The sequence below is a fragment of the Enterobacter sp. PP-008-ECC_S150 genome, assembly GCF_045257065.1.
Taxonomy (GTDB): Bacteria; Pseudomonadota; Gammaproteobacteria; order Enterobacterales; family Enterobacteriaceae; genus Enterobacter; species Enterobacter chengduensis.
Map to the genome: position 1 here is coordinate 69,941 of NZ_JBJHHG010000017.1, position 15,450 is coordinate 85,390.

Genomic DNA, 15,450 nt, shown 5'->3' on the forward strand with positions numbered 1-15,450 from the left:
TACATGAGTACGTGACTGGGGTGAACGAGGAAAGCCAACGCACATGCAGCTTGAAGTATGACGGGTATAACCCGCGTCAAGCCTTTGGCGGTTCAGTACGGGCAAAGCTCTCGCGGCTAAAGAGCGTATCAGCAAGCTTCACCAGCAGCGGACGGTCGACGCACCAGCCCGGGGACACGCGGCGGAAGTTGAGATAGCCGATGGCGCAGGCGATGGCGATGGTCGCCAGGTTCAGGCTGTCGGTCTCGATTTTCCCCTCCTGGATAAGCTGTTCGCACCTGTCCAGGCTGCGGCTGATTTTTTCCCGCTGGCGTAACAGTTCCGTTTCCGACTGCTGGGCGGCGGGCCTGGCCTGCTCGCGAACGGAGGTCAGTGCCGCATCCATAATGCCGTCGGCCAGCGCTTCAATTTGCTTCATCGCCAGCGCTGCTTTTGGGTCAGCAGGCAGCATGGCCGGGGCCACGCCCAGCAGCTCGATATACTCCGCAATAATCGGGGAGTCGAACCAGTATTCCCCCTCGTCCGTCACCAGCGCCGGAACTTTCCCCAGCGGGTTGTACTGCGCGACGCCGTTTTCGGCGTTGTAGGGCTGTTCGTTGATGAATTCAAATTCAATCCCTTTCTCCAGCAGGAGAATCGAGATTTTTCGCACGAAGGGACTGGTGTAGCTACCGATAAGTTTCATTGCCTGATCCTTGATGCCGGAAAAAAGTCAGTATGGATCAAGCGATGAAAAAAGGGCAGATATGCGCGTCGCATTCCTGCCCGGGGAAGAATCAGTGATCGAGGTAGAGGTAGTGCATCCAGCTGGTCATCCGCAGCAGCACTTTACGCATCACCGAGACGTGGGCGAAATGGTCCGAATAAACCGCCACCTGGGCATAGATGCCGTCCGGCAGGGCATCGACGTCGGCGTTGGGTTCCAGCTCAATCAGCGCCTGAACGCCATCCGTACCCGGCGTGACGGTCAATGCCTGCAACGCCCCCTGCGCCTGATACGACCCGCCAGGCACCACCGGCAGAACGCTGGTGAGCTTACCGGAGAACACCTGGCCCGGCAGCGCGTTAAACACCACTTCCGCCTCATCGCCCGGCTTCAGACGCAGCAGCGAGTTCTGACGGAACTGGGCCACGATCTGGCGCTTCTGTTCCGGAATAAAAACCATCATCGGACGCAGCGGCAGCGCGGCGGCATAGGTTCCCGGACGAATCAGCACCTGAGTGATATAGCCATTGCTCGGCGCGCGCACCACGGTCTGATCCAGATTGTATTTGGCTTCGGCAAGCTGGGCGCGTAAGGAGGCAATCTGCGACTGTTCGCCGTTCACCATGCTGTCCAGCTGGCTTTGAATCTGCGTCTGTTCAGCCACGGAGCCTTTTACCAGCGCATCCTGTGCCAGATAGTTCTGCCGCGCGTTGTCGATATCGCTTTCAGAGAACGGATTCACCTTTGCCTGGCTGCCCTTCAGGTAGCGCTGATAATCTTTGTACAGGCGGTCACGCTCCGCGGAGACGCGGGTGGTATTGGCGACGGCTTCTGCAAGCTGCGCTTTCAGACCGTCAATGTTATGCGTCGCGGTCACCAGGTCGGCCTGCAGTCTGTCGACACGCGCCTGGTAGCGGCCCGGATCCAGCTTAAATAACACCTCGCCTTTTTTAATAAGCTGGTTATTTTTATCGGTTACTTCACTGACGACTCCGGTCACCTGCGGCGTAATCGGAATAGAAATAACCGCTTTTTGCGCCGTAAAGGTATACGGGTGGTTATAGTTCATGAGCAGAATCAGTCCGGCAACAATAAATACCCCACCTAATGTTGCGGTGGCAAGCGTCCACTGGTTAACCGGAATACGAAATATTTTAAAGATGGCCCAGGCAAATGCCACGTAGGTCAAAATAATCAACAGATCCACGATCAGCGCTCCAGCGTATTCTTATCAGCTGCGGGCTTTACCGCGGCCAGCTTTTGTTCGAGTTCCGCCACGCGTTTGGCAAGCGCATCCATGCCCGGGACCTCATCCGGCTTTGTGATGTGGTTCTGCATACCCCAGCCGCGATCTTCGCGGTACAGCGTGGCCCAGATCCACAGGAACGGCCAGATGGCATGGAGCGTAAACAGGCTAATCCAGCCTGCCGTATGAATGGCATCGGCATGCGGGTGGTTACGCTTTTTGGCCATATTATAAGGGATGTCATGGATAGCGATGATTCCGTAAAAAAGAACCAGAAATACAAAAATCAATACGCCCAGCGCAAAATAGTTGAGAAACATATTCTCCTCACTTAAACAACGTCAACTCATTAAATTAATAGAATGGTACGCAACCTAATTAATTTATATAAACACAGGGTTGTGCTTACTATTTCAGAGCCGGGGAGTATCGGTTTTTATAATATCTCCACGCAAGTTTATAAGCGTGTCAAAATATAACCTGAATAATAAAAGAGGTAACCTTACAATATGAGCGTAATCCAGCTTTTTTCTTTTTGCCATACGACATTCGTGACCCTTTTTTTTAGCTTTTTGTGTGGCATCCATTCGAACCCACGATCGCAAATCAGAGTTTGCTGGCGATCGCAGCCGGAGAAATCTGCATAAAAATATTTTGTGAAATCAGTCACAATCTTGAAACAAACACACCAAACAAAAACGTGACAACAATCACACAAACTCGTGACTTTTGCCTTTTTCCTCGCCATCGTATTTTTTTTGCCCACCAATTTTGTGACCAAGATCACTTCATTGATATCCACACCCCCTATCTTTACGTGACGTACATCACACAAATTTCCGCTGTCTGGACAGTTGAACGATTCAGTGCCAGATTTCACAGCATCAGAACAGGGTCCGGCTACCTCTGCCGCCTCATTAACAATAAACCTCGGGCCGCAAGCCTAAGCGTAAACAGAAGAAGGGGTGTTTTATGTCATCCGATTTCAAGATCAAAGTTCAAAGCTTTGGTCGTTTCCTCAGCAACATGGTGATGCCAAATATCGGCGCGTTTATCGCGTGGGGTATTATCACCGCATTGTTCATTCCGACAGGGTGGTTGCCTAACGAAACGCTGGCGAAACTTGTTGGCCCTATGATTACTTACCTCCTGCCGCTGCTCATCGGTTTCACCGGTGGTCGTCTGGTAGGCGGTGACCGTGGTGGCGTCGTGGGTGCCATCACCACAATGGGCGTGATTGTCGGTGCAGATATGCCGATGTTCCTCGGTGCCATGATTGCCGGTCCTCTGGGCGGCTGGGCGATTAAAAAATTCGACGTCTGGGTTGATGGTAAGATCAAATCCGGCTTCGAAATGCTGGTGAACAACTTCTCTGCGGGCATCATTGGGATGATCCTCGCGATTCTTGCGTTCCTCGGCATTGGTCCTGCGGTTGAAGTGCTGTCCAAAATTCTGGCGGCGGGCGTTAACTTCATGGTGGCGCACGACATGCTGCCGCTGGCGTCTATCTTCGTTGAACCGGCGAAAATCCTGTTCCTTAACAACGCCATCAACCACGGTATCTTCTCGCCGCTGGGCATCCAGCAGTCGCACGATCTCGGCAAGTCCATCTTCTTCCTGATTGAAGCCAACCCGGGTCCGGGTATGGGCGTCCTGCTGGCGTATATGTTCTTTGGTCGCGGCAGCGCGAAACAGTCTGCTGGCGGTGCGGCGATCATCCACTTCCTGGGCGGTATCCACGAAATTTACTTCCCGTACGTGCTGATGAACCCGCGTCTGATCCTGGCCGTTATCCTCGGCGGCATGACCGGCGTGTTCACCCTGAGCGTGCTGGGCGGCGGCCTGGTTTCCCCTGCTTCTCCGGGTTCTATCCTGGCGGTGCTGGCGATGACGCCAAAAGGGGCGTACTTCGCGAACATCGCGGCGATCTGTGCAGCCATGGCGGTCTCCTTCGTGGTCTCTTCTATTCTGCTGAAAACCAGCAAAGTAAAAGAAGATGACGATATCGAAGCGGCAACCCGCCGTATGCACGACATGAAAGCCGAGTCCAAGGGCGCAACCCCGCTGGCGGCGGGTGAAGTGTCTAACGACCTGAGCCACGTGCGTAAAATCATCGTTGCCTGCGACGCCGGTATGGGTTCCAGCGCAATGGGTGCCGGCGTGCTGCGCAAGAAAGTGCAGGATGCGGGCCTGACCAACATCTCCGTCACCAACAGCGCCATTAACAGCCTGCCGCCGGACGTTGACCTGGTCATTACGCACCGCGACCTGACCGAGCGCGCCATGCGCCAGGTGCCGCAGGCACAGCACATTTCGCTGACCAACTTCCTCGACAGCGGTCTGTACAGCAGCCTGACCGAACGTCTGGTTGCCGCACAGCGTCACGAAGAAAACGAAGTGAAGGTGCGCTCCAGCCTGCAGGATAGCTTTGACGAGAGCAATGCCCACCTGTTCAAACTGGGTGCGGAAAACATCTTCCTCGGTCGTACCGCGGCTACCAAAGAAGAGGCGATTCGCTTTGCCGGTGAGCAGCTGGTAAAAGGCGGCTACGTTCAGCCTGAATACGTCGACGCGATGCTGGAACGCGAAAAACTGACGCCAACCTACCTGGGCGAATCCATCGCGGTGCCGCACGGTACGGTTGAAGCGAAAGATCGCGTCCTGAAAACCGGCGTCGTATTCTGTCAGTATCCGCAGGGCGTGCGCTTCGGTGAAGAAGAAGACGACATCGCCCGCCTGGTGATTGGTATCGCCGCTCGCAATAACGAGCACATTCAGGTGATTACCAGCCTGACCAACGCGCTGGATGACGAAACGGTGATTGAGCGTCTGGCCAACACCACCAGCGTGGAAGAAGTGCTGGCGCTGTTGAACAAGTAAGTCCGTTCTCTTCCCTCTCCCCTTCGGGGAGAGGGTTAGGGTGAGGGGGAGAAAGCTCCTCACCCCAGCCCTCTCGGGTAAAAACATTGATGAAGGTTAACACTATGAAAGCATTACATTTTGGCGCAGGTAACATTGGTCGTGGCTTTATCGGCAAACTGCTGGCAGACGCGGGCATTACGCTGACGTTCGCCGATGTGAATCAGGTTGTCCTGGATGCCCTGAATGCGCGTCATAGCTATCAGGTTCACGTGGTGGGCGAAAACGAGCAGGTTGAGACGGTATCCGGCGTCAACGCGGTCAGCAGCATCGGCGACGACGTGATTGACCTGATCGCCAGCGTCGATCTGGTCACCACCGCCGTGGGCCCGGTTGTGCTTGAGCGCATCGCCCCTGCGGTCGCGAAAGGACTGGCAAAACGTAAGGCGCAGGGTATTGAAACGCCGCTGAACATCATCGCCTGTGAAAACATGGTGCGCGGCACCACGCAGCTGAAAGGCCACGTTCTCAACGCGGTAGCAGACGAAGACAAAGCCTGGGTTGAAGCGCACGTCGGGTTTGTGGATTCCGCTGTCGATCGCATCGTGCCGCCTTCAGAATCCGCCACCAACGACCCGCTGGAAGTGACCGTGGAAACCTTCAGCGAGTGGATCGTCGATAAAACCCAGTTTAAGGGCGCGCTGCCGACCATTCCGGGCATGGAATTAACCGATAACCTGATGGCATTTGTCGAACGCAAACTCTTCACGCTGAACACCGGGCATGCTATAACCGCGTACCTCGGAAAATTGGCCGGTCATCAGACCATTCGTGACGCGATCCTCGATGAGAAGATCCGCGCGGTGGTAAAAGGGGCAATGGAAGAGAGCGGCGCGGTGCTGATCAAACGCTACGGTTTTGATGCGGATAAACACGCAGCATACATCCAGAAAATTCTCGGTCGCTTTGAAAACCCGTATCTGAAAGATGACGTTGAGCGCGTGGGCCGTCAGCCGCTGCGTAAGCTGAGCGCGGGCGACCGTCTGATTAAGCCGCTGCTCGGCACGCTGGAATACGGCCTGCCGCACGTTAACCTGGTGAAAGGCATTGCCGCTGCCATGCACTACCGCAGCGAGCAGGACCCGCAGGCGATTGAGCTGGCTCAGCTGATTGATACCAAAGGCGCGCAGGCTGCGCTGGCACAGATTTCCGGTCTGGACGCCAACAGCGACGTGGTTGTGGAGGCGGTTAACGCATACAACGCAACCAAATGATGCACAGTGCGGCGCAGGTTAACCTGCGCCCAGATTATAGATTGTCAGATATGCAGGCAATAATGGAACAAACCCAGGCCTTTGAAAATCGTGTGCTTGAGCGTCTGAATGCTGGCAAAACCGTACGAAGTTTCCTGATAGCCGCCGTCGAGCTGTTAACCGAGGCGGTGAATATCCTGGTGCTTCAGGTGTTTCGCAAAGACGACTACGCGGTAAAATATGCTGTAGAACCGTTACTGGACGGCGACGGACCGCTGGGCGATTTATCCGTGCGTCTGAAGCTGATTTATGGTCTTGGCGTGCTGAACCGACAAGATTATGAAGATGCGGAGCTGTTAATGGCGCTGCGCGAAGAGCTCAACCATGACGGTAACGAGTACACGTTTACCGACGATGAGATCCTCGGGCCGTTCGGCGAGCTGCACTGCGTTACCGCGCTGCCCCCTGCTCCCCATTTTGATAACAGCGATCCTGAGCTCTATGCGATGCAAAAGCTGCGTTATCAACAGGTTGTCCGTTCCACGATGGTACTCTCCCTGACTGAGCTGATTTCCCGAATCAGCTTAAAAAAAGCGTTTCAGAAGTAAGCCTGCTCACATTGGTGTATCCTTCCCTGTAAATTCCCCGTTTTCAGAGTTATTTGTCATGAAAGAAGTCGAAAAGAACGAAATTAAACGCCTGAGCGACCGTCTGGATCTGATCCGCCACCAGATGGCAGGCCTGTTGCTGGTCGATTCCGCCGAAAAGTACGCCGAGCTGGAAAAAGAAGCCGCCACGCTGGAAACCGAAATCGAGCGTCTGCGCGAGGTGAAAGGCCAGAAGCTGAGTAAAGAAGCACAGAAGCTGATGGGCATGCCGCACCGCCGTGCGATCACCAAAAAAGAGCAGGCCGACATGGGCAAGCTGAAGAAAAGCGTCCGTGGCCTGGTGGTGGTACACCCGATGACCGAGCTTGGCCGCGAAATGGGCCTGAAAGAGATGACGGGCTTTTGTAAGACGGCGTTCTGATTTCATGCCGGGTGGCGCTGCGCTTACCCGGCCTACTCTGTTCCCCCCTTCACGTTAATTGGTCCAACCAATAACGCAATCAATCCTCCCTCGGTTCACAATTCCATTATTTTCGCTCACAAAACCATTGCTAGCTCATAACATCTGGTTAACCATTTATTGTCATTAACCCTACAACACAACATTGGCAGGACCACTTTTACACAGCGTGTGACGCAGAGTTGAGCGGAGACTCACCCGCAGCACAGGCTGTCTGGTCCCCAGGAGACCTGCATGAGCCTCTGGCAACAAAACTACGACCCGGCCGGCAATATCTGGCTGTCGAGCCTGATCGCATCGCTTCCGATCCTGTTCTTCTTCTTTGCGCTGATTAAGCTGAAGCTGAAGGGCTACCTTGCCGCGACCTATACCGTTGCTATCGCCCTGATGGTAGCGCTGTTCTTCTACAAAATGCCGGTCGATCGCGCGCTGGCCTCCGTCGTCTACGGTTTCTTCTACGGCCTGTGGCCGATTGCGTGGATCATCATCGCGGCGGTCTTTGTCTATAAAATCTCGGTGAAAACCGGGCAGTTCGACATCATCCGCTCGTCGATTCTCTCCATCACGCCGGACCAGCGCCTGCAGATGCTGATTGTCGGCTTCTCCTTCGGGGCGTTTCTGGAAGGGGCGGCAGGCTTTGGCGCACCGGTGGCGATCACCGCCGCGCTGCTGGTGGGGCTCGGCTTTAACCCACTGTATGCCGCGGGCCTGTGCCTGATTGTGAACACCGCCCCGGTGGCGTTTGGCGCGATGGGTATCCCAATTCTGGTGGCCGGACAGGTTACCGGGCTGGACAGCTTTGAGATCGGCCAGATGGTGGGCCGCCAGCTGCCCTTCCTGACCATTATCGTCCTGTTCTGGATCATGGCGATTATGGACGGCTGGCGCGGCGTGAAGGAGACCTGGCCTGCGGTAATGGTGGCAGGCGGTTCGTTCGCGATTGCCCAGTATCTCAGCTCGAACTTCCTTGGCCCGGAACTGCCGGACATTATCTCTTCGCTGGTCTCTCTGGTCTGTCTGACGCTGTTCCTGAAGCGCTGGCAGCCGGTACGTATTTTCCGCTTCGCCGACATGGGCGCCTCGCAGGTCGATCAAACCCTGGCGCGCACGGGCTATACCGCTGGGCAGGTGATCCGCGCCTGGTCGCCGTTCCTGTTCCTGACCGCAACGGTCACCCTGTGGAGCATCCCGCCGTTTAAGGCCCTGTTCGCACCGGGCGGCGCGCTGTACGACATGGTGATTAATATTTCCGTGCCGTTCCTCGACAAGATGGTCGCCCGCATGCCGCCGGTGGTGCACGCCGCCACTCCGTATGCTGCAGTCTATAAATTCGACTGGTTCTCCGCCACCGGGACCGCCATCCTGTTTGCCGCGATCCTTTCCGTAGTGTGGCTGCGCATGAAGCCTGCCGCCGCGGTGCAGACCTTTGCGGCGACCGTTAAAGAGCTGATGCTGCCGATTTACTCCATCGGCATGGTGCTGGCGTTCGCGTTTATCTCCAACTACTCCGGCCTGTCATCGACGCTGGCACTGGCGCTGGCGCATACCAGCCACGCCTTCACCTTCTTCTCGCCGTTCCTCGGCTGGCTGGGGGTGTTCCTGACGGGGTCAGATACCTCGTCTAACGCCCTGTTTGCCGCGCTGCAGGCCACGGCGGCCCAGCAGATTGGCGTGTCGGACGTCCTGCTGGTGGCCGCAAACACCACCGGCGGCGTGACCGGAAAAATGATCTCTCCGCAATCCATCGCCATTGCCTGCGCGGCGGTGGGACTGGTCGGTAAAGAGTCGGATCTGTTCCGCTTTACCGTGAAGCACAGCCTGATATTCACCTGCATGGTCGGGGCGATCACCACCCTGCAGGCCTATGTCTTAACCTGGATGATCCCATGATAGTGATGCCCAGGCGCCTGTCCGACGAGATTGCCTCTCGCGTGCGGGCGCTGATTGAAGAACAACAGCTGGAAGCGGGCATGAAGCTGCCCGCCGAACGCCAGCTCGCCGCCCAGCTTGGCGTGTCGCGTAATTCCCTGCGCGAGGCGCTGGCGACGCTGGTCAGCGAAGGGGTACTGGTGAGCCGTCGCGGCGGCGGCACCTTTGTACGCTGGCAGCATGACGACTGGTCCGAGCAAAACATCGTTCAGCCGCTGAAAACGCTGATGGAGAACGACCCGGACTACAGCTTCGACATCCTGGAAGCGCGTCACGCCATCGAAACCAGTACCGCCTGGCACGCGGCCATGCGGGCAACCGACGCCGACAAAGAGAAACTCGTCGCCTGCTTTGAGGCCACGCAAAGCAGCGACCCGGATATCGCCTCCCAGGCGGACGTGCGTTTTCACCTGGCGATTGCCGAGGCGTCGCACAACGTGGTGCTGCTCCAGACCATGCGCGGGTTCTTCGACCTGCTGCAATCGTCCGTGAAGCAGAGCCGCCAGCGCATGTATCTGGTTCCGCCGGTGTTTGCCCAGCTCACAGAGCAGCACGAGGCGGTGCTCAACGCCATTCTGGCCGGTGATGCCGAGGCCGCACGCAAGGCGATGATGGCGCATCTCGGCTTCGTGCACACCACCATTAAACGATTTGATGAAGACCAGGCCCGACAGGCGCGTATTACCCGTCTGCCTGGCGACAGTGATATTTCCAGGGAGAACAAAGCATGATCATTTCAGCAGCCAGTGACTATCGCGCCGCGGCGCAGCGCATTTTGCCCCCGTTCCTATTCCACTACATCGACGGCGGGGCGTATGCCGAATACACCCTGCGCCGCAACGTGGAAGACCTGTCGGAGGTGGCCCTGCGCCAGCGCGTGCTGAAGAATATGTCTGACCTGAGCCTTGAGACGAAACTGTTTAACGAAACGCTTTCCATGCCCGTGGCGCTGGCGCCTGTAGGCCTGTGCGGTATGTATGCCCGCCGTGGCGAAGTGCAGGCCGCCGCCGCGGCGGATGCCAAAGGCATTCCGTTTACCCTCTCTACCGTCTCGGTTTGTCCGATTGAAGAGGTCGCCCCGACCATCAAGCGGCCAATGTGGTTCCAGCTGTACGTCCTGCGCGATCGCGGCTTTATGCGTAACGCGCTCGAGCGCGCCAAAGCGGCAGGCTGCTCCACGCTGGTCTTTACCGTTGATATGCCAACCCCCGGCGCGCGCTATCGCGACGCGCACTCCGGCATGAGCGGCCCGAACGCCGCCCTGCGCCGCTACTGGCAGGCGGTGACGCATCCGCAGTGGGCGTGGGACGTCGGCCTCAACGGTCGCCCGCACGACCTGGGCAATATCTCGGCCTACCTCGGTAAACCGACCGGGCTGGAGGATTACATCGGCTGGCTGGCGAACAACTTCGATCCGTCCATCTCATGGAAAGACCTCGAGTGGATCCGCGAATTCTGGGATGGCCCGATGGTGATCAAGGGGATCCTCGATCCGGAAGATGCCCGCGACGCGGTACGCTTTGGCGCAGACGGGATTGTGGTCTCTAACCACGGCGGACGCCAGCTCGACGGGGTGCTCTCCTCCGCTCGCGCCCTGCCGGCCATCGCCGATGCGGTGAAAGGCGATATCGCCATCCTGGCCGACAGCGGCATCCGCAACGGCCTGGACGTGGTGCGCATGATTGCGCTCGGTGCCGACAGCGTGCTGCTGGGGCGTGCGTATCTGTACGCGCTGGCGACGGCGGGCCAGGCAGGTGTGGCGAATCTGCTTAACCTGATCGAAAAAGAGATGAAGGTGGCAATGACGCTGACCGGCGCGAAGACGATTGGCGAAATCAGCAAAGACTCTCTGGTGCAGGAGTTAAGCAAATTACCGGCGGCGCTGGCTCCGCTTGCTCAGGGAAACGCGGCTTAAATCTCCTCTCGTTAACCCCTCTTTCTCACGCGTCCGATCTCCCCCCTCGGACGCTTTTTTTATGTCGAAAATAACATCCAGATAACATATTGGATAAGAAAATTTGACATCCACCTGCCGTCCGCAATTGTATAGACAAGCAAATACAAGAACACAAAAACAACATCACATCGAAGGGGAGCGTATGACGTATTCAGGCAAGGTGGATATTCAGCAGGTAATCGATGAGAGCCCCTTTTCGAGGTTTCACTGGCTGCTCATTGTGCTGGGCTTTCTGGTTCTGGCGATCGACGGCTTTGATACGGCGGCGATGGGCTACATCGCGCCTACGCTGTCGGCGGAATGGGGGATCCACAAGCAGGATCTGGGCCCGGTGCTGAGCGCGGCGCTGCTGGGGCTGTCGCTGGGTGCGCTGGTCGCCGGTCCGGTATCGGACCGGATCGGACGCAAGCGCGTGCTGGTCTTTTCCTGCCTGTTCTTCGGTCTTGCAAGCCTGGGGACGGCCTGGGCGCAAAGCCTGAATACCCTGACGCTGTGGCGCTTTCTGACGGGCCTGGGGCTCGGCGCCGCCATGCCGAACGCCATTACGCTGATCTCCGAGTTCGCCCCCCAGCGCTGTCGCGCCATGGCGATCAATACCATGTACTGCGGCTTCCCTCTAGGTGCGGCGGGCGGCGGCGCGATCTCGTCCTGGCTAATTCCCCACCACGGCTGGCGAAGCGTGCTGCTGACCGGCGCGATTGCCCCGCTGATGTTAACGCTGCTGCTGGCGCTACTGTTGCCCGAGTCGGTGAAGTTTCTGGTGCAGCGCGGGAAGGACGTCATGCAGGTCCGCCGTATCGCCAGCCGCTTCGCCCGCGGTACGCTGGAGAGCGTCACGGGCTTTTTCCTGGCGGAGGAGAAAGTCGCCTCTAAAAAAGGGAGCGTGTCGCAGCTCTTTTCCATGCCCTGGCTGCCCGGCACCCTGATGCTGTGGATAACCTATTTTATGGGGCTGGTCATCTACTACGTCCTGCTGAGCTGGATGCCGACGCTGATGCAGGGGATGGGCTATGCCCTGGCGGAATCCGCCTGGCTCACCTCGCTTTTCACCTTCGGCGGCACCGCAGGCATTCTGCTCGCAGGCTGGATGATGGACCGCTGGGAAGCGCACAGGGTGGTCGCGTGTGGTTTCGTGCTGACGATGGGCCTTATTCTGCTACTGGGCATTGAGCATAATCATATCGCCCTGTTTGGCGGGCTGATTTTCCTGATGGGGATCGCGATGAACGGCGCGCAGTCGGGCATGCAAACCCTGGCCGCCACCTTTTACCCTACCGAGTGCCGCGCGACGGGCATCGCCTGGATGCAGGGCATCGGCCGCTTTGGCGGCGTGGCGGGCACCATGACCAGCGCCCAGCTGCTTTCAATGCAGTGGCAGGCAGACAGTATTTTAATGATCCTCAGCGTGCCCGCGCTGGTGGCCGCGGCGGCAACCGTCTACAAAATGCTGTATAGCCGCTCGCAGGAACCTGGCGTCGCGTAGTTCCGCTCTTTTCTGCTATTCTGCCCCCGCAATTAAGGGGGCAGCATGCTTAACATCGTTTTATTCGAACCAGAAATTCCGCCAAATACCGGCAATATTATCCGCCTGTGCGCCAACACCGGCTTTCGCCTGCACATTATTGAGCCGATGGGCTTTACGTGGGACGACAAGCGCCTGCGCCGCGCGGGGCTGGATTATCATGAATTTACCGCCGTGGTTCGCCACCATGATTACGCCGCGTTTCTGGAAGCCGAGCGGCCGCAGCGCATGTTCGCCCTGACCACCAAAGGCACGCCAGCGCACAGCGCCGTGAGCTATCAGGCAGGTGACTATCTGATGTTTGGCCCGGAAACCCGCGGCCTGCCGGCCACGATTCTGGATGCGCTGCCCGCTGAGCAGAAGATCCGTATTCCGATGATGCCGGACAGCCGCAGCATGAACCTGTCGAACGCGGTGTCGGTGGTGGTATATGAAGCCTGGCGCCAGCTGGGTTACCCCGGCGCCATATTAAGGTAGGCCCGGTAAGCGCAGCGCCACCGTGCAAAATCTCAGATGCCGTCACCATACTCAAAGGTATGGTGAATGCCGTTGAAGTGCTGATCCATATCCATGGACGGCTTATCGCTGTCTGGCTTACCAACGATGCGCGCCGGTACGCCAGCGGCGGTAGTGTGCGGCGGTACGGGCTGAAGCACAACCGACCCTGCACCAATCTTCGCGCCGCGCCCGACTTCGATATTGCCGAGGATTTTTGCCCCCGCGCCTATCATCACCCCTTCGCGAATTTTCGGATGGCGATCGCCGCTGGTTTTACCGGTACCGCCCAGGGTGACCGACTGCAGGATCGAGACGTCATCTTCAATCACCGCCGTTTCACCCACAACAATGCCTGTGGCATGGTCGAGCATGATCCCACGGCCAATCTTCGCCGCCGGGTGAATATCAACCTGGAACGTCACGGAGACCTGGTTTTGCAGAAAAATTGCCAGCGCGCGGCGGCCTTCATTCCACAGCCAGTGGCCGATGCGGTAAGCCTGCAGGGCGTGGAAGCCTTTCAGGTACAGCAGCGGCGTAGAGTATTTATCGACCGCCGGGTCACGCGTGCGCACGGCCTGGATATCACAGGCGGCAGAGGCGATCATTTCCGGGTCAGCGGCGTAAGCCTCTTCCACCACTTCACGAATGGCAATCGCGGGCATGATCGAAGAAGCCAGCTTGTTAGCGAGCATATAGCTCAGCGCGCTGCCGAGGTTTTCGTGCTTGAGTAGCGTTGCGTGGTAGAAACTGGCCAGCATAGGCTCGCAGTCGGCCAGCGCCCGGGCTTCGGCTTTAATATTGTTCCAGACGATATCCAGTTCTTCACACGGCATTGCTTACTCCAGACGATAGTTAATGACCAGCCAGTTCTGCGCTGGCTGGGTCATTCAGGTGACAACGGTTCCGACTAGTTACTGCTGCGCTCGTCCTTGCGCGCACGACCTAATAAGGTCAATGCTGCCTCGCGCGCATTTTTTCCGCAATACAATACCTGATAAATTTCCTCGGTTATTGGCATTTCGACACCGAAACGGTGCGCCAGCTCGCGGACTTCTTTGGTATTGCGGTAGCCTTCAACCACCTGACCAATCTTCTCCTGCGCGCTTTTTACATCGCTGCCCTGTCCGAGCATCATGCCAAAGCGGCGGTTACGAGACTGGTTGTCGGTACAGGTCAGCACCAGGTCGCCCAGGCCCGCCATCCCCATAAAGGTGGCCGGATCGGCACCCAGCGCTTCGCCCAGGCGCGACATTTCGGTCAGCCCTCGGGTGATCAGCGCCGTACGGGCGTTGGCACCAAAACCTATGCCGTCGGACATTCCGGCACCAATCGCAATCACGTTCTTCACCGCCCCGCCCAGCTGCACGCCGATAAAATCAGGGTTGCTGTAGACGCGGAAGCTCTTGCCGCAGTGCAGCAGCTGCTGGAGATCGTCGGAGAAGGCCGGATCGGTGGAGGCCAGCGAAATGGCTGTCGGCAGACCAGCGGCCAGCTCTTTGGCAAAGGTGGGGCCGGAGATGACCGCCAGCGGGATCGCATCGCCCAGCGCTTCGCGGGCAACGTCCTGCAGCAGGCGTCCGGTTTCGGCTTCCAGTCCTTTTGTCGCCCAGACAATGCGCGCATCCGGGCGCATCAGCGGCTTAATCTGGCGGAGCACGTCGCCGAAGACATGGCTCGGCACCACAATCAGAATGTTGCGGCTGGCCGTCAGCGCGGTCGCGAGGTCGCTTTCGAGGTGCAGAGAGTCAGGGAACGGAACGTCCGGAAGAAACGCGACGTTGCAACGATCGCGCTGCAGCGTGGCGATATGTTTTGGGTCGTGGCCCCAGAGAACCACCTCGTGACCATTTCTTGCCAGCGTGATGGCAAGAGCGGTGCCGTATGAACCGGCACCGATCACAGTCATTGACGCATTAACAGTGCTCATCAGGCATCCTGATGTTGTTCAGCACCTTCGCCAGCCTGCTGCTGCAGATAGTTCATGAACAGCGCATCAAAGTTAACTGGCGCAAGGTTCAGTTGCGGGAATGTACCGCGAGAAACCAGGCTGGTGATGCATTCACGCGCATACGGGAACAGAATGTTCGGGCAGTACGCGCCCAGGCAATGCGCCATCTGGTTGCCTTCAATACCGCCGATAGAGAAGATACCGCCCTGCTGAACTTCACACAGGAACGCGGTTTCTTCGCCCAGAGAGGCGGTAACAGTCACACGCAGCACGACTTCATACACGTCATCTGCCAGCTGGGTAGATGCGGTATCCAGATCAAGTTTAACCTCTGGCTGCCAATCTTTCTGGAAAACATGTGGCGCATTTGGCGCTTCGAAAGAGACATCCTTGGTGTAGATACGCTGGATCTGGAAAGTCATCTCGGTGTTGTTTTGTTCTGACATGGAAATACCCTTTTTAAT

15 protein-coding genes are annotated in these 15,450 nt (G+C 57.5%); 9 read left to right on the forward strand and 6 right to left on the reverse strand.

The window, feature by feature from the left end; all coding sequences use genetic code 11:
- Positions 1–76: 76 nt before the first annotated feature.
- The 3 genes from ACJBF3_RS18225 to ACJBF3_RS18235 form a co-directional block, all read right to left on the reverse strand.
- Positions 77–685 (reverse strand): glutathione S-transferase, encoded by a 609-nt coding sequence (locus ACJBF3_RS18225; RefSeq protein ID WP_045328532.1) that lies wholly within the window; start codon positions 683–685, stop codon positions 77–79.
- A gap of 91 nt (positions 686–776) precedes the next feature.
- Positions 777–1,913, reverse strand: coding sequence for an HlyD family secretion protein (locus ACJBF3_RS18230; RefSeq protein WP_045328533.1), 1,137 nt, complete (start codon positions 1,911–1,913; stop codon positions 777–779).
- Between the two features lie 2 nt (positions 1,914–1,915).
- Positions 1,916–2,272: a DUF3302 domain-containing protein gene (locus ACJBF3_RS18235; protein ID WP_024906600.1), complete on the reverse strand. Its 357-nt coding sequence runs from the start codon at positions 2,270–2,272 to the stop codon at positions 1,916–1,918.
- A 652-nt stretch (positions 2,273–2,924) separates the two neighbouring features.
- Here ACJBF3_RS18235 and ACJBF3_RS18240 point away from each other — a divergent pair.
- The 9 genes from ACJBF3_RS18240 (at position 2,925) to trmL (ending at position 13,017) form a co-directional block, all read left to right on the forward strand.
- Positions 2,925–4,832 carry a PTS mannitol transporter subunit IICBA gene (locus ACJBF3_RS18240; protein ID WP_047716359.1) on the forward strand — a complete coding sequence of 636 codons (1,908 nt, stop codon included), beginning with the start codon at positions 2,925–2,927 and terminating at the stop codon, positions 4,830–4,832.
- A gap of 104 nt (positions 4,833–4,936) precedes the next feature.
- Complete coding sequence (gene mtlD / locus ACJBF3_RS18245) at positions 4,937–6,085, forward strand: mannitol-1-phosphate 5-dehydrogenase (RefSeq protein ID WP_045328537.1); 1,149 nt, start codon at positions 4,937–4,939, stop codon at positions 6,083–6,085.
- Positions 6,082–6,672 carry a mannitol operon repressor MtlR gene (gene mtlR, locus ACJBF3_RS18250; RefSeq protein WP_045328539.1) on the forward strand — a complete coding sequence of 197 codons (591 nt, stop codon included), beginning with the start codon at positions 6,082–6,084 and terminating at the stop codon, positions 6,670–6,672. Before mtlD ends, mtlR begins: the two co-directional genes overlap by 4 nt.
- 58 nt (positions 6,673–6,730) lie before the next feature.
- The gene (locus ACJBF3_RS18255) at positions 6,731–7,093 is read left to right on the forward strand and encodes a YibL family ribosome-associated protein (RefSeq protein WP_045328541.1); all 363 of its coding nucleotides are present in this window, start codon (positions 6,731–6,733) and stop codon (positions 7,091–7,093) included.
- A 273-nt stretch (positions 7,094–7,366) separates the two neighbouring features.
- Positions 7,367–9,022 carry an L-lactate permease gene (lldP, locus tag ACJBF3_RS18260; RefSeq protein ID WP_045328542.1) on the forward strand — a complete coding sequence of 552 codons (1,656 nt, stop codon included), beginning with the start codon at positions 7,367–7,369 and terminating at the stop codon, positions 9,020–9,022.
- Complete coding sequence (gene lldR, locus ACJBF3_RS18265; RefSeq protein WP_032644435.1) at positions 9,019–9,792, forward strand: transcriptional regulator LldR; 774 nt, start codon at positions 9,019–9,021, stop codon at positions 9,790–9,792. Before lldP ends, lldR begins: the two co-directional genes overlap by 4 nt.
- Positions 9,789–10,976: a quinone-dependent L-lactate dehydrogenase gene (lldD, locus tag ACJBF3_RS18270; RefSeq protein ID WP_045328547.1), complete on the forward strand. Its 1,188-nt coding sequence runs from the start codon at positions 9,789–9,791 to the stop codon at positions 10,974–10,976. The genes lldR and lldD overlap by 4 nt, the downstream gene beginning before the upstream one ends.
- A gap of 184 nt (positions 10,977–11,160) precedes the next feature.
- Complete coding sequence (locus ACJBF3_RS18275) at positions 11,161–12,501, forward strand: aromatic acid/H+ symport family MFS transporter (RefSeq protein WP_045328549.1); 1,341 nt, start codon at positions 11,161–11,163, stop codon at positions 12,499–12,501.
- A 45-nt stretch (positions 12,502–12,546) separates the two neighbouring features.
- Positions 12,547–13,017: a tRNA (uridine(34)/cytosine(34)/5-carboxymethylaminomethyluridine(34)-2'-O)-methyltransferase TrmL gene (gene trmL, locus ACJBF3_RS18280; RefSeq protein WP_045328551.1), complete on the forward strand. Its 471-nt coding sequence runs from the start codon at positions 12,547–12,549 to the stop codon at positions 13,015–13,017.
- Positions 13,018–13,049: 32 nt separating this feature from the next.
- Here the strand turns inward: trmL and cysE are convergent, their stop codons facing one another.
- From cysE to secB, 3 genes are all read right to left on the reverse strand, one after another.
- Positions 13,050–13,871: a serine O-acetyltransferase gene (gene cysE / locus ACJBF3_RS18285; protein ID WP_008502718.1), complete on the reverse strand. Its 822-nt coding sequence runs from the start codon at positions 13,869–13,871 to the stop codon at positions 13,050–13,052.
- 74 nt (positions 13,872–13,945) lie between these two features.
- Complete coding sequence (gene gpsA, locus ACJBF3_RS18290; protein ID WP_045328553.1) at positions 13,946–14,965, reverse strand: NAD(P)H-dependent glycerol-3-phosphate dehydrogenase; 1,020 nt, start codon at positions 14,963–14,965, stop codon at positions 13,946–13,948.
- Complete coding sequence (gene secB, locus ACJBF3_RS18295; protein WP_003860835.1) at positions 14,965–15,432, reverse strand: protein-export chaperone SecB; 468 nt, start codon at positions 15,430–15,432, stop codon at positions 14,965–14,967. The genes gpsA and secB overlap by 1 nt, the downstream gene beginning before the upstream one ends.
- Between the last annotated feature and the right edge of the window lie 18 nt (positions 15,433–15,450).